Below are 21984 nucleotides of genomic sequence, written 5' to 3'. Positions count from 1 at the left end.
AATCTCTGGAAGTCAATATTGACATCAATATACGCAGCATTCAGTTTACTAGCATCGAGAGGAATTGCATTTGGTCTCCATAATAGAATTGTTTCGAACGTTTTTCAGTTTACTGGCGATTTCAGGTGGTCCATCATTTACTACAGTGCCTATTGATGATACCGTTACAAGGGAAGCTGTAATACTAATAGACCATCAAACCATAGTTTTTCTTGAAAATGGAAGGGAATCGAATCTTGCTCTGGTATCTACAGGCAGGGCAGGATACGATACTCCTACAGGTACTTTTGAAGTGTTATATAGAAGACGTGCACCTGTTTCCAGTTCATACGGCATAAGAATGCCATACTGGCTGTGCATACATCCTTCTGGTCAGATCGGGCTTCATCAAACCTTCAGGAGCGGAACCAATACACTCGGAACAAAACGGTCGCATGGGTGCGTGAGGATGGGTCAGATAACAGCAAGCTGGACCTACTACTGGCTCAAGGTCGGCTCAACTGTGAGAATTCAGGCAGAAAGCCCCAGAAGAGTTTAACTCCTGCCCAGGATCAGATCTTCTAATCAAAATATAGATAGTGAAATAACAGATCTTCGGTTTAGAATGCCAATATAATCAGCTTATATCCTTTGATGATGTTCTGGGAATCGTTATTTGTTCTACAATTTCAACAGAGGCTGTGAGAACGATCTAAATCAGCAGACTGCAATGACATGACTTTAGAAGAACATAGCTGCAGTTCTGTTGAATCTGGTTGTTATATGCTCTACGGGTTTCCTGCGAATTCGATCACATTACCATCTGGATCCGAGATCTTGAACATTGCGAATTCAGGTGAATACTCCTGATAATCCTCACAAATCGATACTCCGAGATTCTTCAAAATTTCGTATGTAGCCTTTACGCTTTCCGTTTCAAAACACGGGCTGAACTCAGCGTAATTTCCAGATTCTGCTACCTTAGATTGCCGTCCAGGCTCCAAATATAATGTGAGGTCGCCTGAGCGCAGTGTCAATCCTGGAAGTACTTCGCCGATCTGTCTAAACCCAAGAATCTCAGTGTAGAATTTGACTGATCGGTCCAGATCCGAAACATATGCACTTAAAACTTGCAGTCCTTTTACAGCAATCTTGGACATATCTTATCCTTTCAAGCAGATAATATAGAAGAGGTGGCAAGTGGTTAATGAGGGGAGTTTCAGATCAGGTCGGGTTTCTCCTTTTCCAGCCTGGCCACTACATCCTTGAGTTTCTGGGAATATTCGTCGCTCATTACCAGGGTCACCGAATCGGTTTCCACAACTGAAACGTTCTTCAAACCCATGAGGACAGTGAGCTTCCCCTCATTCCATACGGTTGTGTTTTCACTGTCTACTGATATCACTTCACCTCTTGCCACATTACATTTTCGGGCGGTTGGCCAGTCACCTATATCGTTCCATCCAAATCTGGCCGGAACCATGGCAACATTTTCAGCTTTCTCCATAACACCGTAATCGATGGAAATAGAGGGGAGTGAATTGTAACGGGACGGTTGCGGTAACGTGTCGGAATCAAGCTTCTCAAGCCCCTCTGCAAGTTCGGGAAGGTGCAGGGAAATCTCTTTAAGGATTGTATCCGCTCTCCAGACGAACATCCCGGCGTTCCAGAAGAATTTATTGCCTGCAACATATTCCTTTGCGGTATCCAGATCAGGCTTCTCCCTGAAAGCAGAAACTCTGTAAACATCTCTTCCGATCTCCTCCCCCTGCTCAAGATATCCATATCCTGTGGAGGGATGGTCCGGAGGAATACCTACTGTAACCAGCATTCCGTCCATGGCAGGCCCGATTGCGATGGAGAGAGTTTCTCTGAAGCCTTCAGGATTATCAACAACATGATCTGAAGGAACGACAGCCATGATAGCAGAACCCTCTCCCCTGTTGAAAAGGGTCCTGGCAACCCAGCCTATGCATGCTGCCGTGTTCCTGCCTGTTGGTTCAAGCAGAAGGTTCTTCTGGTCCATGCATGGAAGCTGTTCGAGCACTGTTTCCCTGTGATCTATCCCGGTAACAACCATAATCCGCTCGGGATCGCAAATTCCCTTGAATCTGATAGCTGTTTCCTGGAGCATTGATTTTTCACCGGTAAGCTTCAGAAACTGCTTCGGCATTTTTCTGGTGGACAGCGGCCAGAACCTTGTACCTCTGCCACCTGCCATAATTACTCCGTATAATGATGCTTTCATTATTTCCCCCCGGGTTCCACGATATACCCTGAACCGTTCAGTCTGAACATTCCTCCATTCATATCCGCGATCAGGCAGACAGGGGAATGAATTTCAATATTCTGGATGTAAAGATTGCCGGTCGCCAGAAAAAAGAGGCCTCCAGGTGGAGGATCTACTTCTAATTGGCCAATACAATTTCTAATGCTGTAGTTACAGTTATTAAGCGCATACATGTCAATAGCTCCATGTTTTCCGGCTGGAACAGGCCTGCCGCCTGAACCCCAGTCAATTGCCTCGATCCCCATTTTCAGATGAAGCTGACGAGATTCTCCATTATTTCCTGTTCGTTCCCAGTCGTAAAGTCTGTATGTGACATTACAGTTGCTCTGAACCTCTAGAATCTCCAGACCGGGGCCGAGTGAGTGAACGGTTCCCGGAGGGATATGATAAATATCACCGGTTTCCAGACAAATCCTGTTCAGCACTTCCTCCGCTCTTCCCAGCCGGATGAATTCCAGAAAACAGTGCCTGTCACTATTTATTCCGCCCATCATCCATGCGCCGGTTTCGGCCTGCAGGACTATCCAGGTTTCCTCCTTGAACAGACTGTCTTCATCCATACCGGGATGAACCTGAACTGATAGACGGTCTGCCGTATGAAGTGTTTTCAGAAGGATCGGGTATACAGTCTTCCCAGGGAGATTCCCCGATGATACGAGAGAATCTACTGTTGCTTCAGTACCGGAAATCGGATCTGTAAGAGATGAAGAGCAGTCCTTCTCTTGAAAAAGCCACCATATCTCACCAACGGGGGTTTCAGATCCTTCTTTCTGAAGGCTGCCCCATATTCTCCTGAGATATCTGGGTTTCGAAAGATAGAGCACCTTTCAATCACCAACTGTCATGCGTGAAAGCATCGCATTTAAAATAAGTGGTCCTGTGAAATCCCTCTCGGGATGCCACTGCACAGCTAAAACACCGCCATCATCCGATTCAATCGCTTCAATGATATCATCTGATGACTGTGCGGCTAACAGGAAGCCCTCCGGCATCCGCGAAATCCCCTGGTGATGAAAAGAACTTACTTCAGCTTCTGATCCGAGTATTCCATGAAGAACGGTATTATCCATTATTCTGATTGTGTGTTTTCTGGGAATATGTGGTTTTCCATAATGATCCAGTGCTCCCTTTATCTGAGAAGGAATATCCTGAATAAGTGAAACACCTTCTGCTATTCCTATAAGCTGCATTCCAAGGCAGATACCGAAAACGGGTTTTCCCATCGCTCTCGCGGATCTATACATGTCTATCTCCCAGATAAATCTTTCCCGACTGCAGTTTTTCGATCCATTATTTTTCTGACCGTACAGCTCCGGGTCAGGATCACCGCCTCCTGTTAGAAGAACCATGTCTATTATGTCCAGAATATCCCGGTACTCCTTTCCGGCTGGTATGATTCCAACAGGCAGAGCACCCGCTCCGGCTATCAGTTCAGCATATGTCTGGTTCAGACCGAAACACCATTTACCAAAGGAATCAGTCTTCTGCTGATCATTTTTGTACCAGCTCAGCGTAACGCCAATAACAGGTTTTCTCATCCTGTTATCTCCGTCATTCTGGCAACGGCGGCAAATGCTTTTTCTCTGATTTCCGGATCTAGACGGACTGCAGGCTCAAGATTCATGAGAGAATCAAGTATCTTTTGGAGTGTAGTAACCTTCATATTAGGACAGTATATTTTGCCGGCTGCGATGAATTCTCTTTCAGGGTAGAGGGTCTTAAGCTTGTAAACCATCCCCTCTTCCGTGCCTATAATGAACCTGGTCGCGCTGGAACTGCTGACATGACGAATCATACCGCCTGTTCCAAGTACGGCGTCGGCAAGCTCCCATATTTCAGGGGATGTTTCCGGATGGACCAGCAGTTCTGCATCAGGCCATTCTTCAATATGCTTCTCAATATCATGAATATCAGCGACCGCATGGGTTCTGCAGGCACCGTTCCAGACATGAATCTCTTTATCCGACCTGCGGGATATGAACATTCCAAGATTCCTGTCAGGAGCAAATATCACGCTGTCAGATGGAACACTTTCAACTACTTCAAATGCGTTAGCCGATGTACAGCAGGCATAACTTTCAGCCTTCACTTCAGCAGGAGAGTTGACATAGAGTACTGTAAGGGAGTCTGGAAACATTGCCTGAAGTGATCGAAGCGAAGGAACGTCTATACAGTCAGCGAGCGGGCATCCAGCTTTCGGTTCAGGAAGCAGTACAGTCTTGTCAGGCGCAAGAATATGGGCGGTTTCGGCCATGAATCTGACTCCGCAGAAAACGATAACTGAAGCATCGGTTGATGCCGCTATCCTGCTTAACTGAAGGGAATCATCCACATGATCAGCGATATCCTGTATCAGAGGAGGCTGATAGCTGTGAGCAAGGATCACCGCGTTCTTTTCGGTTTTCAGTCTTTGGATTTCCCGGATGACAGATTCTTCCATTACAGCTTCCGTTCAAGTCGTTCCGCAGCAGTGATAATTCCTCCACCAATAACAGCAGTATCGAGATATACAGCACACACCTGCCCCGGCGCAACAGCATCCTCGGGTTCTTTGAATTTCACATGGATTGAATCATTCAGAATTTCCAGATCAGCGGCCGCAGTTCTTCTGCGATACCTGATCTGAACCCTCGCTTCAATACAGAACTCGGAAGGTTTGTTGAACCAGTTTATACTTCCAACGGTACAACCTGATGAAAGAAGATCCTCTCGATCACCAACTGTGACAACTCCGGAGGCAGAATCAATTGAGACCACATACATCTTTCGGCCGAAAGCGCCAAAGCCCTTTCTCTGCCCGATAGTATAGTTCGCTATTCCCTGATGAGTACCGATAACCTCTCCGGAAGTATTAAGTATCTCACCCGGTTCTTCTCTGTCAGCCAGCAGCTCGAAACAGAGATCCATGCTTTCATCTTTTCTGAAAGGCAGGCCTCCGGTAATCGCCTCTGATTGAACTTGCGCTTTAGTCATATCACCAAGCGGAAACACACATCTTGAGATTATCCTGCTGTCCACCATCGAAAGAAAATAGCTCTGATCTTTTGAACTGTCCGCTCCCCGCATTACATGATCGCCCTGTTTTCGCGAATAGTGACCTGTTATGAGAACTTCAGACGGTTTCAGTATCTCGTGCAGCATTCCCAGTTTGATTCTGGCATTACATCTGGCACATGGATTGGGCGTCAGCCCTATTGAGAGCATATCCTGTGACCACTCAATCACATCGGTCTTGAACCGCTCCGATGCGTCCAGCCTTATCAGCTGTACACCAAGGAAATCAGCTACTTCTTCTGCGGAAGCAGGAATACCTCTACCGTCAGTATCAACATATCCTGCCCTGACATTTCTGTACCGCCCGATTGCAAGGCTCAAGGCAAAGGAAGAATCGACTCCGCCGGAAAGCGCAACCAGTGCATCGGAATTCTGATCATGCACCGAATTTTGCCAGCTTCCCGGCTGAAGCCAGAAGGAGCGGCATGAGATCCGTTGCTCTGAACGAACCCAAGGCACCTGAGAGAGCTTCTCTTTCTGAAAATACTTTACTGTATCCTACTCTCTGAGGGCCACCGTTGATAAGCACCGGAACAGGATGCCAGCTGTGCAGTTTCATAGGACATGGCGTACTGTGATCTCCAGTAACACAGACTACATCAAAGCCCAGTTTCAGGAATGAAGGGAAGTGTCTGTCAAACTCTTCGATAGCCTTGATCTTTGCAGGCACGTTTCCATCTTCTCCGGCGCTGTCCGCCGGTTTATGATGAAGGAAAATAAAATCATGTCCACTTTCAAGCGCGTTAGCCGCAGCTCTGGCCTGACCATCCAGATCCTCGGGTTCACATTTGAGAACATCCATACCTGCGAGTCTCGCAACACCTTTGTACATCGGATAAAGCGCAGCAACTGCGGGAGTAAGCCTGAAACAATCTCTTATGGATGGGAATTCCGCATAGAGGGAAAAACCGCGCAGAATGATGAAATTTGCCGGATGTTTTCTATGCAGGATTCGCCCGGCTTCAATAATAAATTCTCTGACAACCCGTGCGGACTTCCCTGGACCAGTGACATTGACAGGCTTTTCCCCTGTCAGTCCGGGATCGGTATCCTCAATATTATCATCAAGACCTTCTCCCCGGAATACTATACATGCTCTGTGCTGTTTAACGGGAAATACGAATGTCTCAACATCTCTTATCTCTATGTCTGACAGAAGTTCAACCAGCTTAATACATCTTTCTGTGGATATTCTCCCTGCTCTTCTATCGGTTACAACGCCATCATCGTCTACCGTACAGAAGTTGATCCTGGCCACAAGATCCCCATATTCCAGGTCAAATTCCATTCCGAGCGCCGCGAGGACTCCCCGTCCCACATCGAAAGCAACTGGATCATACCCGAAGAGAGCAAGATGCGCCGGACCACTTCCGGGCGTGATTCCAGGGGACACCGGAATATGCAAGCCAAGCGCGCTCTCAGACGCAATTCTGTCAAGATTTGGAGTTTCCGCTGCTTCAAGAGGCGTTCTGCCGCCAAGCTCAGCGTTTGAAACATCCCCAACACCGTCTATGACCGCGAGCAGTATCCTCGAATCCGTCTTTCGAGCCAGTTCTTCTGTTAATCCTTTATACATTATGCGCCTCAACTCTCAGGATTTGAACGAAATTCCTTCTTGAGAAGTTATCTCTCCGGCCAGGAATGGTAACTCTCCTGATTCCTGAAGGATCTCCAGAGTTCTGTCTGAATCGCTTCTTTCGACAACTATCAACATTCCTGCACCCATATTGAAGGCTTTACGCATTTCAACCTTATCTATATTCCCGCACTCCCGGATGATTTCAAAAATACCTGGAATCTCCCACTTCTCATCTATCAGCGCGCCGCATCCTTCAGGCAGGATTCTCGAAAGATTCCCGGGTATTCCTCCACCTGTAATATGAGCGATTCCCCGTATCACACGCTCCTTCAGCAAAGGCTTTATCACGTTCAAATAACTTTTATGAACCGCAAGAAGAGCTTCCCCAATCGAGGAACCCTCAAGCAGAGCGGGTCTATCCTCAGGAGACATTTGCGAAATTTCGAACAGAACTTTCCTGGCAAGAGAATAACCGTTCGTATGCAACCCGTTTGAAGGAAGACCAATGATGGTCATACCAGGACGAATGGACGAACCATCAATAATCATGCTTCTGTCCACAAGCCCGATAATTGTCCCGGCCACATCATAATCACCTTCATTGTAGAATCCTGGCATTTCAGCGGTTTCACCACCCAGAAGCGCGCATCCGTTCTCCCTGCACGCGACAGCAAGCCCGTGAACGATGAGAGCAACCACGGAAGCTTCCAGTTTCCCGCACGCAATGTAATCCATGAAGAAGAGAGGTGTAGCTCCCTGAACCAGAATATCATTAACACAGTGATTGACCAGATCCTGACCCACAGTATCGTATTTCAAGGTCATGGAGGCAACTTTCAGTTTTGTACCTACACCATCAGTACTTGCAACCAGTACAGGATTCTCCGTACCGGGGAAATCAGCCTGAAAAAGCCCCCCGAAGTGACCCAGATCAGAAAGTACTTCTTTTGTGAATGTATCTCTTACATTCTCCTTCATCAGGGCAATGGCTTTCTCCCCCTCCTTAATATCAACACCACTGTCGCGGTAGTTGATCTGCGTCATAATTTCCATTCTCCAAGCTGGTTTGTAGACAGGTAATAATCCATCCTCGAATCAATCTCTTCACGGGTTATTTCTCTCAGTTTTTCAATGCCGAAACCATTAACCGCGTAACTTGCATTAACTGATCCGTATGCAAGCCCTTTTTTCATACTGTCAAAATTAAGATCACTGTCACTCCCCGCGAGGTATCCAAGCATTCCCGAGGCGAATGTATCACCAGCTCCGGTAGGATCAATAACCTCATCAAGAGGGTAAGCCGGCAGAATGAAAGGTTTGTCTCCACCGAAGATCATCGCTCCGGCTGCACCCATTTTAATAACGACATACCTCGGACCGGATTTCAGAATGAATTCCGCGGCATCGAAGAGATTTCTTTTCCCTGAAATCTGTTTTGCTTCCGAAGCATTTACAAAAACAATATTAACTTTTCTGAAGACTTTCAGCACCTTGTCTCTCTGCTGATCAATCCAGAGATTCATGGTGTCCACAGCGATCCAGCTGGGATTATGAACCTGATCGAGAACATCAAGCTGAAGCGAAGGATCTATATTTGCCAGGAAGATATATGGAGTATTCATGTAATCCTCCGGTAGTTTCGGCTCAAAGCTGGCGAATACTCCGAGTTCTGTCCTGATTGTTCTCGCATCACCGAAATCAGGACCGTACACGCCCTCCCACCGGAAAGTGGGACCCTGTCCTGTGACGAGACCCCTGACATCAATTCTCCGTTCAGCAAGGAATCTTTTTTCTGACATCGGGAAATCAGGTCCAACAACTCCCACAATCCTGATAACATCAAAGCATGATGCTCCAAGTGAAAAATAGACCGCGGAACCACCAAGTGTTTCCTCCACCTTGCCTGCGGGTGTTGTAACTGTATCCAGAGCAACAGAACCAACTACAAGAAGTGCCATGATATAACCTGTCCTGTCTGTAGAATTGTGTTTTACATTCTTTCCGGGGCGTCTATCCCCAATATCTCAAGCAGACCGCTTATACTGCGCCTGCATGCTTCGCAAAGCATCAACCTTGCTGAAGAAGCATCAGGATTATCCGAATCAACTATTCTTTCGTGCTGATAGAACCTGTGAAATCCTGTAGCCAGATCTGCAAGGATCTCCGTAAGCCTGTGCGGTTCGCAGACTTCTGCAGCTGCAGCTATTCTGGATGGAACAAGTTCCAGCAACCGCATAAGTTCCCTTTCATGTTCACCATCAAGAAGATCTGCGGACAAAGCGGTATGCTCATCCGGCAGGCTGATTCCCGCTTCCTTCGCTGTACGCATTATCCCTGAAATTCTGGCATGAGCGTACTGTACATAATAAACCGGATTTTCATTTGATTCTTTTCTGGCAAGATCAAGATCGAAATCCATGTGGGCTTCAGCTCTTCTAGTGAGGAAAAGATACTTCGTAACATCAACTGAACCCGCTTCGTGAATCAGCTCCTTCAGAGTGACAAATTTCCCGGCCCTGGTCGACATCTTGATCTTCCTGCCTTCTCGAACCAGTGTAACAAACTGATGAATAATAATTCTTAATCTGTCAGAAACAGTGGTACTGCCAAGAAGAACCTCAAGTGCTGCTGTCACATCCTTGCTGGTATCCAGATGATCCGCCCCGAATACATCGATCATCCGATCATATCCTCTGGAGAATTTATCAATATGATAGGCAATATCAGGCAGGCGATATGTGTACATTCCATTATCTCTGACAATGACTCTGTCCGAAGGTCTGCCAAGGGCAGTAAATCTCAGCCAGAGTTTTTCCGGTTCATCATTATCAGGATAAACCAGGCTTTTTCCATTAATCTCAATCAAAGAGAGTTTTTCTATTGTTGAGCGTACTGCATCCGGTATTAATTCGCTTTCCGCGAAATATCTGTCGAATTCGATATTCAGCAAAGAAAGGTCTGATTTGATGAACCCTATCGCCTTTTCCTTTGCGAATGTGATGAACTCATTACTGCTGTCCTCCCATGATAGATCTGAACCCTGTTCATCGCGGAGTTCATGAGCCCATTCAATGATATAATCCCCATGGTACCCACCTTCGGGAATTTCCGCTTCATCGCCATCAACAGCTTTGTATCTTGCAGCCAGAGACATTCCCAGAAGCACCATCTGACGCCCGGTATCGTTGAAATAGTACTCCCTGCTGACTTCCCATCCTGTAGCTTCAAGAAGACTACTGATTGATTCTCCAAGCACTGCCTGCCTGCAATGACCCACTGTAAGAGGTCCGGTAGGATTCGAGCTGACGTATTCAACGAGTGCTTTTCTGCCGTTGCCAATATCAGGGAGAAGAGATATCAAGCTTCTGGAAGCAAGCATGCCGGAGACGGATACAAGATACTGAAGAGACAGCGTGAAATTGATAAAACCAGGGCCGTCAACGCTTACACCGGATATCCAGGGCAGTTTTCCTTCTATACTTTCAGCAATCACTGATGCAATTCTTCGGGGATTGTCATGGACTATCCTGGCAAGCTTCAAAGCGGACTGACAGGAAAGATCACCGAATTCAAGGTTATCTGAACCCTTCACCGTAACCTGGAAACCGTCCGGTATCTGATCACCCCAGATGTTATCTATCGTGCTTGAGAGTATTCGCTCCAGTTCAGTCCTAAGGGTTGCCGGTTCCATTTTCGGGTGATTCCTCCTCGTTATCGAACTGAATTCTGGGCACATCACTCCAGAGCATTTCAAGGTTGTAGTATTCCCTGGTCTGAGGCAGGAAAATATGGACAACCAAATCTATAAAATCAATCAGAATCCAGCTTCCCTCATCATAACCTTCGATATGGTGTTTTCGGAAAGCGTTTGCTCTTGCTGTTCTCTCCACATGATCCGAGATAGCTCTAGCCTGGATTCTATTTTCGGCAGATACGATCAGAAATGCTTCCATAGTCAGGGGAGTTTCGCTCATATCCAGAGCAACAACCTTGAATCCATGCCGCTCCATCATCGCTTCTGCAAGAGTATCCAGAATACTATCGGACAAAGAACACCTCCATGTTAAATTAGCCGGAGTCATTCACCGCTGTACGCGGAATCATTCATATCTTCACCGAGGCAGATAATGATATCAACAACCGGGGTCCTGCCGTCAGCGGGAACCTCCCATACAATACACTCATCGGACATTCCAAGAACATCAGCAATCACTTTTGCAGCAGAAAGATCAGGCAATTGAGAAATAAGGATAGTCTCTTCATATGGTTTAAAATCAGTATCGGACGGATCTAAGGGGGCGATAATTGCAATGGAATCGGTGGATGCCCTCAGCAATTCCATCTGAGTCCTGCCGGCCAGTCCATCGATTTCTGTTCCATTCAGAACAAGCACTCTGATTGTATCGGGTGTAATCAAAACAGGAACATTATCGGGTTCAGATACAGATTCCTGATCACCTGGTGTTTCCACTTCCTCGTTCTCTTCCTGTATGCCCGGTGGAGGTATTAGAATCGTGATGGAAATAACCGCAACGGCAAGCCCTCCTATTACCCATTTCCATGGAAATTTATCATCTTTAAACACTGTTATTACCATTCCCGAATAGTGGTTTCAGTCTTTTATAGCTGTCTTCAAGCGATGATGATATCACTCTGGTTTCGCTTACAGTTGTCATGAAATTCGCGTCACCGGACCATCTTGGAAGCATATGTAAATGGATATGCCCCTCAATACCGGCGCCTGCACAATTTCCGAGATTCCAGCCACCATTGATACCCATACATTTCATTCCCTCAGCCAGAGCCTTTTCACATTTGACAACAAGTCGGATCATAGTATCAAGTTCTGATTCCTGAAGACTGGAAATATCTCCGGCATGCCTGAGTGGAACAATCATCAGGTGACCGTTAATGTAAGGGAACCTGTTCAGCACTATATAGAACCCATGTTCGCGAAAAAGAACATAATTCTTTCTGTCATTATCCGTTTCAACACCAATTTTACACAGGATACACCCATCGTCGGGAGTGGGTTTACTCACATAAGAATCTCTCCAGGGTGCCAGCAGTCTTTTCACCGTTTTCCACTCCACCCTGTAACAGTGAAGGGTTCCAGAACTGTTCCTGCCGGGAGAACAGTATCAACTATCACGCATCCATCGCCTAATATGCATCCATCGCCAAGCAGTGTTCTTCCTGAAAGTCTGCAGGATCTTCCAATGGAAACATCATTTCCAATAGTTACGGATTCCTCTATCCATACATTATTCGGGTCAGGAATAATAACTCCCTGTCTGAGATGTTCGTTAATTACACGTTGGCGTAAATTCCCTGTTGCTTCCGCAAGCTGAACGCGGTCGTTTATTCCCGCAACTTCCCTCCAGTCATCCGCGACAACGGCTGTTGTGCGTATTCCCTTGGAACGGGCTATCGTGATCGCGTCAGTCAGGTAATACTCCTTCTGGTCATTGTCTGTGGTAATTCCCTTAAGGAGAACAGGTAGAATAGAACCATCAAAAGACATGATACCGGTATTGATTTCCCCAATTGAAAGCTGCTCAGGTGTTGCATCTCTTTCCTCAACGATAGAAGAGAGAAAACTCCCTTTTCTGACTACCCTTCCATATCCTGATGAATCAGGAGGAAAAGTAGTGAGAACAGCAATTCCCGCATCAGCTTTACGGCGAGTTTCCGACAGTTCAGTTATAGTATGACTTCTGAGCAGAGGTACATCTCCGAGCAGAACGGTAACGTCATCTGCGATAAGATCCTTAACCCCGCACGATAGGGCATGAGCGGTTCCAAGCTGTTCTTCCTGTACAGCCCACGAAATGCCTTCATTTTCAAGAAGAGGTATTACACTTTTCCTTCCATGACCTACAACTACGACAGGTTTATCATAACCGGCTTTCATTGCCTGGCGTACTACACGAATGACCATTGGTACCCCGAGTACGGGATGCACAACTTTGGGAAGAGGTGATTTCATTCTTTTGCCCTGACCCGCTGCCAGAATGACGCAGAGTGTCATACATCAAGCAATTCAGGATTGAGATTTCTGTCATCAGCGACAACCACCCTGGGCTGGGGAGGAGTTTCATCACGATCGACCCATACGTACTGCAGAATGATTGCTCTGTCACCAGGATTAACAAGTCTTGCGGCAGCTCCATTAATGCAGATCATACCACTTCCTCGAGGCCCTTCAAGAACATAGGTTTCAAACCTGGAGCCCGTAGATAGATCAGCAACCTGAACTCTTTCACCGGGTAGAATCCCTGATATGTCAAGCAATTCTCCATCGATTGTTATGGATCCAATGTAATCAAGGTCAGCTTCGGTAATAATCATTCTGTGAAGCTTCGATCCAAGAAAGCACCTTTGCACGGTTAGGCCTCCTTATAACTTACATCCGGATCAAGAACGATGTTGTCAATTAGACGAGTCTTTCCGAAATAAACCGCAACAGCAAGAAGCCCCGGACTATCAAGTCTTTCAACAGGCTTCATTGTATCGTGATCCACTATCTCCATATACTGAATAACTGCCAGCGGAGATTCTTCTATGATTCTCCGAGCAGTCTGACAAAGCAGCGCAGTGTCCCTTTCGCCCTGACAGACAAGTTCAGCAGCTCTGGATAGCCCTCTGAACAGTGCTGTCGCCTGCGTTCTTTCGATAGGTCGAAGATACCTGTTTCGGGAACTCATGGCCAGACCATCACGCTCTCTGTATATGTCAGCTCCAATAATCCTGATATCGAATCTGAGGTCAAGAACCATTCGCTTAATCACAGCCAGCTGCTGTGCATCCTTCCTTCCAAATACCGCTATATCCGGCTGTACGATACCAAATAGTATTGCGCATACCGTTGCCACTCCATTAAAATGACCGGGTCTTTGCTTCCCGCATAGAGTATCGGTCAGATTGGAAACATGCACGGAAGTCGAAAACCCTTCCGGATAGATTATATCCTTATCAGGATAAAAGACCGCATTCGCACCGGCTTTTTCAAGTTTTTCAAGATCATCCCTGATTGTCCGCGGATATGATTCAAAATCCTCATCCGGGCCGAACTGAATCGGATTTACAAATATTGAGACAATGACGGAATCGGCATAGTCAAAAGCCCTTGAGACAAGGCTCAGATGTCCTGAGTGAAGTGCTCCCATAGTTGGAACAAAACCAATGGTTTTACCACTGCTTCTCCATTCATCTACCGTTTTACGCACATCTTCAGTCGTTCTTAGAACCGGAACAACTATGCTCACTTCCGACCGCCAAGCCTTGGAACATAACTCTGAATTCCTCCAGGAAAATTCCGTATGGCTTCAAGAAGACCATGGAAATCTTCACTGCTCTGCTTGAAATCCGCATGATCTGTATTTACAACGAGTGTCGGGTGGATTCGTGCCCTGAAGAAGTAATCATTGTAAGCATCTGTGAGTTTCTCAAGGTATGATTGACTGATATCCGTTTCAAATAGTCTGCCTCTTCCAGAAATTCTTCGAAGAAGTGAATCGCAGGATCCCTGTAGATAAATAACCAGATCCGGCTGCGGAATTTCTTCAGCGAGAATGAGGGATAGTTTCTCGTAGAGCGTGAATTCGTCATCACTCAGATTGATTGAAGCGAATATCCTGTCTTTTGCGAACATGTAATCTGCAACAATCATCTTCTGAAACAGGTCAAGCTGAGCCAGTTTTTTCTGCTGTTTATACCTGCTCAGCATAAAGAATATCTGCGTCTGAAATGCCCACGCTTTTCTTTTTTTATAGAAACGTGGCAGGAAGGGATTCTCCTCAACTTCCTCCAGCACTGTAGCAGCACCCCATTTGGAAGCAAGAAGAGTACACAGTGTTGTTTTGCCTACACCGATCGGTCCCTCAACAACAACATATCTGAATTCGGGCGTCAGCTGGAGATTTCCCAGAAACAACCTCTTTCAGGCATCTCGAATACTTTTTTTATTCTGCTGTCGTCAGGACATACGTCAAGGAGTTGTGCCGGTGTAGAGTTCAGACCGGGCAGGATTTCGTCCCAGACTTCCGTCAGGGGTACAAGAACGAATTTCCTAAGGTGAAGACTCGGATGAGGCAGTATCAGGTTTTCCACTTCCATAACAGTGTTCTTATAAAGAAGCAGATCCATATCAAGTGCCCTGGCTGCACCGTTCTTACGTGCAGTCGAACCCAGAAAAATCTCCGCCTCTCTGCAATCCTGGTGAAGTTCTTCTACTGCTCCAAAGTAAGTTCCGGCAAGAACACAATTATAAAAATCACCGCCACCAACGTTTTCTAAAGGCTGAGTCTCATACACTCCGGAAAGTCTGAATGTTCCCATTCTGGATCGCGATAGAAGAAATCTAACACCCTCCAGAATATTGTGAATCCTGTCTCCCAGATTACAGCCCATTCCAATCGCAAATTCAGGCATTTTTACCACTCTCCATAGTGAATAGGACTGATTTAATTTTCAACGAAACCGGAGGGAAAGGCTTGGTCACGGTTACTTTCCAGTTGCCGGCTGGATATTCTTCCACAAGAGTTTTGAGAATATCAGAAGTCAATTCCTCAATATAATCGTATTCCTTTTCCGCAAATCTGGCTAAGATTTCGCATATATGAGTGTAATCAATCGACATACCACCTGCTGTCTCTCCTGACCAGACAATATCAACGGGAATGTCACTGCTTGAAATCTTCTCGAAAGGCTTGCTTCCAAGCTTCAGCCTGATAATCACGTTCTTAAGGACAAGCTGTCCTCTCATTCAATACCTTTTTTCAACCAGGCTCTTATTCTGTGACTGAAAAGCTCCTTCTGCTCAAGTCTTCCAATGGCTTTGTGAATAGATTCTTCAGGTACAGTAAGGGCGAATCGTATATAACCTTCGCCGTAAGTACCGAATCCGCTTCCAGGAGTTACTACAATACCGGTATGCGCGATGAGTTTGCGTGCAAATCTCATCGATTGGGTCTCTTTGGGGAGTTTTACCCAGACGTAAAACGTTCCGGGCGAATCACAAACATCCCAGTTAAGTTTTTCGAGACCGTTCACCAGTGTTTCCCTTCGCTTGCTGTAAATATTGAAATAACCGGAGGTGTAAGAAGACAGTGCTGCTTCTGCTGCCTTCTGAACAGCGGTAAAAACACCTGAATCGATATTCTCCTTTGCGCTCAGGAAAGTTTTAACGAGTTGTGAGCCTCCCGCTACAAAGCCGACTCTCCATCCTGTCATGTTGAAGGTTTTGGACAGGCTGTGAAATTCAAGACATACATCTTCTGATCCTGGAATCTGCAGAAAGGAACATGGGGGATTCCCGTCGAACCGGATATGACTGTATGAGTTGTCACTGACAATCAGGATATCCTCTCGCCTTGCCCAGTCTACAATTTCACTCATCTGGTCAAGTGTAAGAACAGCTCCAGTTGGATTATTCGGATAATTAAGAAATATCATTCTGGTGCTTGCAATAATCTCAGAACTGATGGAACTGATATCCGGCAGAAATGCATTCTCTCTCAAAAGAGGAAGATCAACAGGCACAGCATCGGCGAGAATCGCTGATGCTCTGTATACAGGATATCCGGGATTTGGTACAAGAACAACATCTCCGGGATTACAGAAGAAAAGAGGAACATGAGCGATACCTTCTTTTGTACCTATCACTGAGCTGACATCAAGGTCGTCACCTATCTCGACACCGAACTGTGTTCTCATCCACTTTTTTACTGCACACAGGAAAAATTCGCTTCCCGAACCATTTGGGTACCTGTGAAAGGAAGGCTCTGTGACAGCTTCTTTCCCGGCAGCAACTATATGCGATGGTGTGGGCATGTCCGGATCACCAATTCCGAAATCAATCAGCTCCATACCCTTTTTCAGTGCTGCTTCCTTCTGCCTGTCTATCTGAGCAAAAAGGTAAGGAGGCAGCATGGTAACACGTTCAGAAGCGGATATTACAACACGTCTTCTTCTTCTGTTTTTCGTCAAACCAACCTCTTCCAGACGTTCGTACATGCAAAAGATACCGCATCCTTAAGAACCATTACAGGAAAGTGCGCCAGGAATTCGCAGTTCCCCATATTCTTGAATATATGAGCATGTCTCCCTTTTAGTAAGACCTTAACAAGTAAAGCACTTGAATGGAAGACAGAACAGTTGCTACTGCTGTCCTCCCACATATTGGTTAAGCCATTCCTGGGTCTCCCAGAGTACGTGAAGGATTGACTCTCGCGCCTTATAGATGTGGCTTTCAAGGGGCAGCATTACAAGCCTTGAAGTTCCTCCCAGCCCTTTAAGGGCAGCGAAGAACCGCTCGCTCTGCATAGGAAATGTTCCGGGATTGCTGTCCGCGTCTCCGTGAATCAGCAGTATCGGTTCGTCGATAAGGTCCGCGTTCATAAAGGGTGACATTTCAATGTATACATCCTTGGCTTCCCACAGCGACCTGTCCTCCGACTGGAAGCCGAAAGGTGTCAGGGTTCTGTTGTACGCCCCTGTCCTCGCCAGCCCAGCCGCGAAGATATCCGAATGGGCAAGGAGATTCGCCGTCATGAAAGCTCCATACGAATGCCCGCCTATGGCTATCCTGTCAGGATCCGCCACTCCCCTGTCCACGACTTCGTCAACAGCTGCCTGAGCGCTCATGACAAGTTGCTCCACAAAAGTATCGTTAGGCTGCTCTTCACCCTCGCCGACGATGGGCATAGCCGGATCGTCGAGTACAGCGTAGCCCTGTGTAAGCCATACTAAAGGCGACCACCAGCCGATATAGTCATACTCATAAGGTGAGCCAGAAATCTGGCCTGCAGCCGATGCTGAGCGGTAATTCTGAGGATAAGCCCACATCACCATAGGAAGAGGACCTTCTTCCGCGTCGTAATCTGGAGGCAGATAGAGTGTCGCTGAAAGATCAAGACCATCTTCGCGTTTGTAGGTAATGAGTTCTTTGTACATACCGTCGAGGACTGTAACAGGATTTGAGTAGAAGGTTACCTGCACATCGGTATTATTCGCAAGATCCCTGATAAAATAGTTGGGGTATTCATCAACCGATTCCCGGACAAACATGAATTTTGTGCATTCATCGTTTATGAACCTTAGAGGTTGTTCGTAGTATGGAGGCTGTGAATGAAAAAGCCTTTCGGTCTCCAGAGTGGAAAGATCCAGTCTGTCAAGAAACGGCCTGTCTCCCTCGGGTGAAGCTCCTTCACCTGCAAGATAAATGGAAATTCCGTCAGTGGATGTAACAAGTACGCTTTTGCCCCTGCTGTTAAAGCGGGTTCTCGGGATTCCAGGATCACTGTACCTGTCCTCCATTGAACGATCAACAAGCAGCAGGGCTTCAGAATCCGGCTGCCCCGGTCTTATTCTCCAGGCCTTCAGGTTCCTTGTGGGCCACCACCATTCGTAAACTATTGCAAGCGAATCATTCCCCCACTCAATACCGCCGAACCTGCTCCGGAGTTCGAAAAGCTCTGCCGGTTCAGAATCGAAAGGTGCTTCGAGTACAAAAATTCTGTCCCGGAGTTCAGCTTCGGCTCCTGCATCTCCTCCGTCAAGCGCTTCTACCCAGCAAAGAGTGGCATCCGCGTCACTCCTCCAGTTCATGCTTCTGGGTCCTTCGAAAGTGCTTCCTCTTGCAATTGGAATAGCATCCCTTACCGGGAAATCAGCCACTTCGTAAACAGTGTTTCCCTCAAGATCCCAGACTTCAATAAGCTCAGCGAATCTCCCGGCTGTAACCATGTAGGAGAAAGGTCTCATTAGCTGTGATACCAGGATATACTCGGCATCAGGTGACGGGGAGTAGTACCAGATGATGCCGGGGTCTCCTACTTCATCGATACTTCCGTCCATTCGGACAACTGACAACTGCGAGGTAAGGTAGTATTCAAAGAGGTCCTCGTCGTAAGGATTTTCAAGAAGATCCTGATAGGTTCTCACCGGTGCTTCCACCCCGGTTGTTTCCTGGATAACGGGACCAGAAGGAACAGAATTCTCAACTGGGGGCTCTCCATTATCAAAGGGAATAATGCAGCAGATGATCCCGGAACCGTCTGAAAGCCATTCAGGCCATTCGTTGGCGGTAAGACTTAGCACGGGTCCTGTAAGTCTGCGGGCTTCAGCTGACCCTTCATCGATTATCCACAGTTCCACCCCTTCCGGGGTTTCATGTGTAAAAGCGATTCTTGAGCCGTCAGGCGACCAGCTTGTGCTGAGTATCCGCGGGTTTTCAGGCAGACCGGATATCTCAACAGTCTCAATCTCAGGATATCTCATAAGTGACATGGCAACGAACCGTCTGCTCCTGCCTGGAGCAAACGTCTGAGGGCTGAACCGCATGCCTGCAAGTTTCAACTCATCCTGTGCAAGCTCCTCAATTGACAGATTTTTCTGACGAATCCTGAGAAGCCAGTTCTGATAATCAGGAGAAACACTGGTCCACGGAGCCCACTGAACATCAACTATGTCAATGAGTACCTGATCAGGTTCCATATAACCGGATGATGCGATTCCGTCTGTACCGGACAGAGCAATAAGCGCTGCAAAGAATAAATACATGGGATAACCTTTCCGAATAACCGAAAACTGCAAAACAATGATTTCAGTGTGAATATACAATAGTGCTGAAAATCGCAAGAATTAATGTGCTGTTTCAACCGCGGAAATACGGGTTCTACACTTTCTCAACAGGCTCCGGGGAAATCCTTTCCATCCCGATTTTTACTCAATTAAGACGAATCTATGCGTATCCGTAAAATCACGCGAACTCATCCTGACCATGTATACTCCAGAGGCCAGACCATCCAGCAGTACCTCATTAACACCAGACTCGTACTCATCACTGGTTGAGTGGACTATGCGACCGGTCATGTCGAATACAGTCAGCTCTACTCTGGAGTTCATGGAAAGTGAAAAGATCAAAAAGGCTTGACCAAGCGCTGGATTGGGTCGAGCTCCGTATAGTGACATTGCATAAGATTCATTGCCTGATTCATGTTCTATGCCTTCCAAATTCCATGTAACCGTTACATCACCAAGCACAGGTGTTGAACCAGGATCTGAAGTTGTGAAAATGGCTTTGTACTGAAATAGGCTGTCTCCTTCTGTCAGGATTCCATCCAGGCTGCAGGGCATTGTTAGCGTATCCGACCATGGTCCCATGTTCGAGAAATTATCTGATGCTCTCACCTGAAATGCTACACCGGTTCCAGAGGGTTCACTGCAGGTCCAATCGATCGTCTGCCAATAGGGGTTCTCCTGAATATCAAGTACGCTGGACTGGAGCGAACCTTCCGGAGGATACCCGATCAGTTCCCACCAGCTGATATCATCGGCATTGTAAGCTGCACCCAGCACGTCCATATTGCCGTCATCGTTAATATCCTCAGCGTAAACCGAAACAGCATAGCTGAAGTCATTCTCAACGGTATGCTCGGTCCAGCTGGTACCGGATCCATCATCGTTTTCCCACCATGTGATATCAAAGGCACCGTTAGCTGCACCCAGCACATCCATATCACCATCGCCGTCTACATCCTCTGCGTAAACTGAGCAGGCATAGTTGAAATCACCGTCAACGGTATGCTCGGTCCAGCTGGTGCCGGAGCCGTTGTCGTTCTCCCACCACGTGATATCATCGGCGAGCGCAGCAGCACCCAGAACATCCATATCACCATCTCCGTCAACATCCTCGGCATAAACTGAATAGGCACTATCAAAGCTGCCATCAACTGTATGTTCGGTCCAGCTGGTACCGGAGCCGTTGTCGTTCTCCCACCAGGTGATATCGTCTGCATACCTGGCCGCGCCCAGCACATCCATATCACCGTCACCATTTACATCCTCGGCATAAACAGACCTGGCACCCATAAAATTGCCGTCAATGGTATGTTCTATCCAGCTGGTACCGATGCTATTGTTGTTTTCCCACCAGGTGATAGCGTAGTCCTCTTCAGCCGCACCCAGTACATCCATATCACCATCACCGTCTATATCTTCGGCGTACACCGAAATGGCAACGTCAAAATCGCCGTCAACGGTATGTTCGGTCCAGCTGGTTCCGGAGCCGTTGTCGTTCTCCCACCAGATTATATCATCTGCATATTTGATCGCGCCCAGCACATCCATATCACCGTCACCATCTACATCCTCAGCATAGACAGAATTGGGACCATCCAGGTCGCTGCCAACGGTATGCTCGGTCCAGCTTATACCGGACCCATCGGTGTTCTCCCACCATTTGATATCATCATCATAGCTGCCCGCTGCACCGAGTACATCCATATCACCATCACCGTCTATATCCTCCGCGTATACAGAAGTGACGTTTTCGAATTCGCTGTCGACTGTATGCTCGAATGGCTCGTTGAGTGTAACTATATCCAGAAACAGATCGTCCGAACTCCCTGACCAGTAAATATCGATCTCAAAATCGAATGTATCACCCCAGTCAGTAACCGGACCTGAAACACCGTCACCACCGGACCAGTCGGTCTGTGTAGCTGAACCGCTTACAGATGGAGAAAGAACCAACACTAACATCAGGGGAAATACTAATCCCGCAGCTTTCATTGTGATACCTTCGCAATCAATTTCTTGTATACTATTTTGTGATTAGAATTCTTTTATCAGACCCAGGCCAACTCCCTGTGAAACCCATACGTTTCCGCCTTCAAACTCCGCGGCCAGCATCCAGCCGGATCCACTTCCAAGTTCAACCATTGTGCCAAGAGTATAGCTCATTATGCCGTCTGCATTTAAAATATCACTATCATTGAAATTGATGAGATCAGCTACGGCCAGAATGGCGTAGGGTTCGATGATCCCGAACCTTCTTGATAGAAAAAACTTTATTTCGCCTGGGACGTAACCCCATATATCCAATCCAAGGGCAATATCTACAATACTGTTCTGAGGCATCTGTAACTTGCCTCCCCAGACTATCATAAAACCATTGTCATCATTCTCTTCAGATCCAAAGAGTGTAGCAACTCTTAGATGAAGCCCTATGCCGAACCGCGACGGACCTGCCGGCAATCCTGCTTCAACAACAATTCCAGGCATATTGAAGGAATCA

The 21984-nt window shown here is 46.9% G+C and carries 24 protein-coding genes; 1 reads left to right on the top strand and 23 read right to left on the bottom strand.

The annotated features are described in order from the left end of the window. Positions 1 to 70 precede the first annotated feature (70 nt). Positions 71 to 538 carry a L,D-transpeptidase gene (locus tag K8R76_07180; GenBank protein MCD4847956.1) on the top strand — a complete coding sequence of 156 codons (468 nt, stop codon included), beginning with the start codon at positions 71 to 73 and terminating at the stop codon, positions 536 to 538. A gap of 229 nt (positions 539 to 767) precedes the next feature. Here the strand turns inward: K8R76_07180 and K8R76_07175 are convergent, their stop codons facing one another. From K8R76_07175 to K8R76_07065, 23 genes are all read right to left on the bottom strand, one after another. Continuing rightward, positions 768 to 1139: a VOC family protein gene (locus tag K8R76_07175; protein ID MCD4847955.1), complete on the bottom strand. Its 372-nt coding sequence runs from the start codon at positions 1137 to 1139 to the stop codon at positions 768 to 770. A gap of 59 nt (positions 1140 to 1198) precedes the next feature. Continuing rightward, positions 1199 to 2227, bottom strand: a complete 1029-nt coding sequence (locus K8R76_07170) for a mannose-1-phosphate guanylyltransferase (protein ID MCD4847954.1) — start codon at positions 2225 to 2227, stop codon at positions 1199 to 1201. Next, positions 2227 to 3093: a class I mannose-6-phosphate isomerase gene (locus K8R76_07165; protein MCD4847953.1), complete on the bottom strand. Its 867-nt coding sequence runs from the start codon at positions 3091 to 3093 to the stop codon at positions 2227 to 2229. The genes K8R76_07170 and K8R76_07165 overlap by 1 nt, the downstream gene beginning before the upstream one ends. A gap of 3 nt (positions 3094 to 3096) precedes the next feature. Further along, the gene (locus tag K8R76_07160; protein MCD4847952.1) at positions 3097 to 3807 is read right to left on the bottom strand and encodes a gamma-glutamyl-gamma-aminobutyrate hydrolase family protein; all 711 of its coding nucleotides are present in this window, start codon (positions 3805 to 3807) and stop codon (positions 3097 to 3099) included. Next, a complete protein-coding gene (nadA, locus tag K8R76_07155) occupies positions 3804 to 4709 on the bottom strand; it encodes a quinolinate synthase NadA (GenBank protein ID MCD4847951.1) in 906 nt (301 codons plus the stop codon). Before nadA ends, K8R76_07160 begins: the two co-directional genes overlap by 4 nt. Further along, the gene (locus K8R76_07150) at positions 4709 to 5707 is read right to left on the bottom strand and encodes a tRNA-specific 2-thiouridylase (protein ID MCD4847950.1); all 999 of its coding nucleotides are present in this window, start codon (positions 5705 to 5707) and stop codon (positions 4709 to 4711) included. The genes nadA and K8R76_07150 overlap by 1 nt, the downstream gene beginning before the upstream one ends. Next, positions 5700 to 6902 carry a 2,3-bisphosphoglycerate-independent phosphoglycerate mutase gene (locus K8R76_07145; GenBank protein ID MCD4847949.1) on the bottom strand — a complete coding sequence of 401 codons (1203 nt, stop codon included), beginning with the start codon at positions 6900 to 6902 and terminating at the stop codon, positions 5700 to 5702. The genes K8R76_07150 and K8R76_07145 overlap by 8 nt, the downstream gene beginning before the upstream one ends. Positions 6903 to 6914: 12 nt before the next feature. Continuing rightward, the gene (gene purM / locus K8R76_07140) at positions 6915 to 7946 is read right to left on the bottom strand and encodes a phosphoribosylformylglycinamidine cyclo-ligase (protein MCD4847948.1); all 1032 of its coding nucleotides are present in this window, start codon (positions 7944 to 7946) and stop codon (positions 6915 to 6917) included. Further along, complete coding sequence (locus K8R76_07135; GenBank protein MCD4847947.1) at positions 7943 to 8860, bottom strand: sugar kinase; 918 nt, start codon at positions 8858 to 8860, stop codon at positions 7943 to 7945. Before K8R76_07135 ends, purM begins: the two co-directional genes overlap by 4 nt. A gap of 32 nt (positions 8861 to 8892) precedes the next feature. Continuing rightward, on the bottom strand, positions 8893 to 10593 hold the full coding sequence (locus tag K8R76_07130) for an arginine--tRNA ligase (GenBank protein ID MCD4847946.1): 1701 nt from the start codon (positions 10591 to 10593) through the stop codon (positions 8893 to 8895). Next, positions 10574 to 10951, bottom strand: a complete 378-nt coding sequence (gene rsfS, locus K8R76_07125; GenBank protein MCD4847945.1) for a ribosome silencing factor — start codon at positions 10949 to 10951, stop codon at positions 10574 to 10576. Before rsfS ends, K8R76_07130 begins: the two co-directional genes overlap by 20 nt. 29 nt (positions 10952 to 10980) lie before the next feature. Beyond that, positions 10981 to 11487, bottom strand: coding sequence for a LytR C-terminal domain-containing protein (locus tag K8R76_07120; protein MCD4847944.1), 507 nt, complete (start codon positions 11485 to 11487; stop codon positions 10981 to 10983). Continuing rightward, the gene (locus K8R76_07115; GenBank protein MCD4847943.1) at positions 11480 to 11980 is read right to left on the bottom strand and encodes an HIT domain-containing protein; all 501 of its coding nucleotides are present in this window, start codon (positions 11978 to 11980) and stop codon (positions 11480 to 11482) included. The genes K8R76_07120 and K8R76_07115 overlap by 8 nt, the downstream gene beginning before the upstream one ends. Beyond that, a complete protein-coding gene (locus K8R76_07110; GenBank protein ID MCD4847942.1) occupies positions 11977 to 12891 on the bottom strand; it encodes an NTP transferase domain-containing protein in 915 nt (304 codons plus the stop codon). The genes K8R76_07115 and K8R76_07110 overlap by 4 nt, the downstream gene beginning before the upstream one ends. A 38-nt stretch (positions 12892 to 12929) precedes the next feature. Continuing rightward, the gene (locus K8R76_07105) at positions 12930 to 13289 is read right to left on the bottom strand and encodes an aspartate 1-decarboxylase (GenBank protein MCD4847941.1); all 360 of its coding nucleotides are present in this window, start codon (positions 13287 to 13289) and stop codon (positions 12930 to 12932) included. A gap of 2 nt (positions 13290 to 13291) precedes the next feature. Then, positions 13292 to 14164 carry a pantoate--beta-alanine ligase gene (gene panC, locus K8R76_07100; GenBank protein ID MCD4847940.1) on the bottom strand — a complete coding sequence of 291 codons (873 nt, stop codon included), beginning with the start codon at positions 14162 to 14164 and terminating at the stop codon, positions 13292 to 13294. Positions 14165 to 14166: 2 nt separating this feature from the next. Continuing rightward, entirely contained in the window at positions 14167 to 14817 is a 651-nt protein-coding gene (locus K8R76_07095) for a deoxynucleoside kinase (protein MCD4847939.1), read from the bottom strand. Further along, on the bottom strand, positions 14814 to 15335 hold the full coding sequence (gene folK / locus K8R76_07090) for a 2-amino-4-hydroxy-6-hydroxymethyldihydropteridine diphosphokinase (GenBank protein ID MCD4847938.1): 522 nt from the start codon (positions 15333 to 15335) through the stop codon (positions 14814 to 14816). The genes K8R76_07095 and folK overlap by 4 nt, the downstream gene beginning before the upstream one ends. Then, complete coding sequence (locus K8R76_07085) at positions 15328 to 15669, bottom strand: dihydroneopterin aldolase (protein ID MCD4847937.1); 342 nt, start codon at positions 15667 to 15669, stop codon at positions 15328 to 15330. The genes folK and K8R76_07085 overlap by 8 nt, the downstream gene beginning before the upstream one ends. Then, complete coding sequence (locus K8R76_07080; GenBank protein MCD4847936.1) at positions 15666 to 16892, bottom strand: aminotransferase class I/II-fold pyridoxal phosphate-dependent enzyme; 1227 nt, start codon at positions 16890 to 16892, stop codon at positions 15666 to 15668. Before K8R76_07080 ends, K8R76_07085 begins: the two co-directional genes overlap by 4 nt. A gap of 171 nt (positions 16893 to 17063) precedes the next feature. Continuing rightward, complete coding sequence (locus tag K8R76_07075) at positions 17064 to 19466, bottom strand: prolyl oligopeptidase family serine peptidase (protein ID MCD4847935.1); 2403 nt, start codon at positions 19464 to 19466, stop codon at positions 17064 to 17066. Between the two features lie 162 nt (positions 19467 to 19628). Next, on the bottom strand, positions 19629 to 21479 hold the full coding sequence (locus K8R76_07070; GenBank protein ID MCD4847934.1) for a T9SS type A sorting domain-containing protein: 1851 nt from the start codon (positions 21477 to 21479) through the stop codon (positions 19629 to 19631). A gap of 42 nt (positions 21480 to 21521) precedes the next feature. Continuing rightward, the coding region (locus K8R76_07065; protein MCD4847933.1) for a hypothetical protein at positions 21522 to 21984 on the bottom strand (463 nt) is incomplete at its 5' end.

Origin of the sequence: Candidatus Aegiribacteria sp. (assembly GCA_021108435.1) — a bacterium.
GTDB lineage: Bacteria > Fermentibacterota > Fermentibacteria > Fermentibacterales > JCC-6 > Aegiribacteria.
This window is presented reverse-complemented; position numbering and strand designations above follow the sequence as displayed.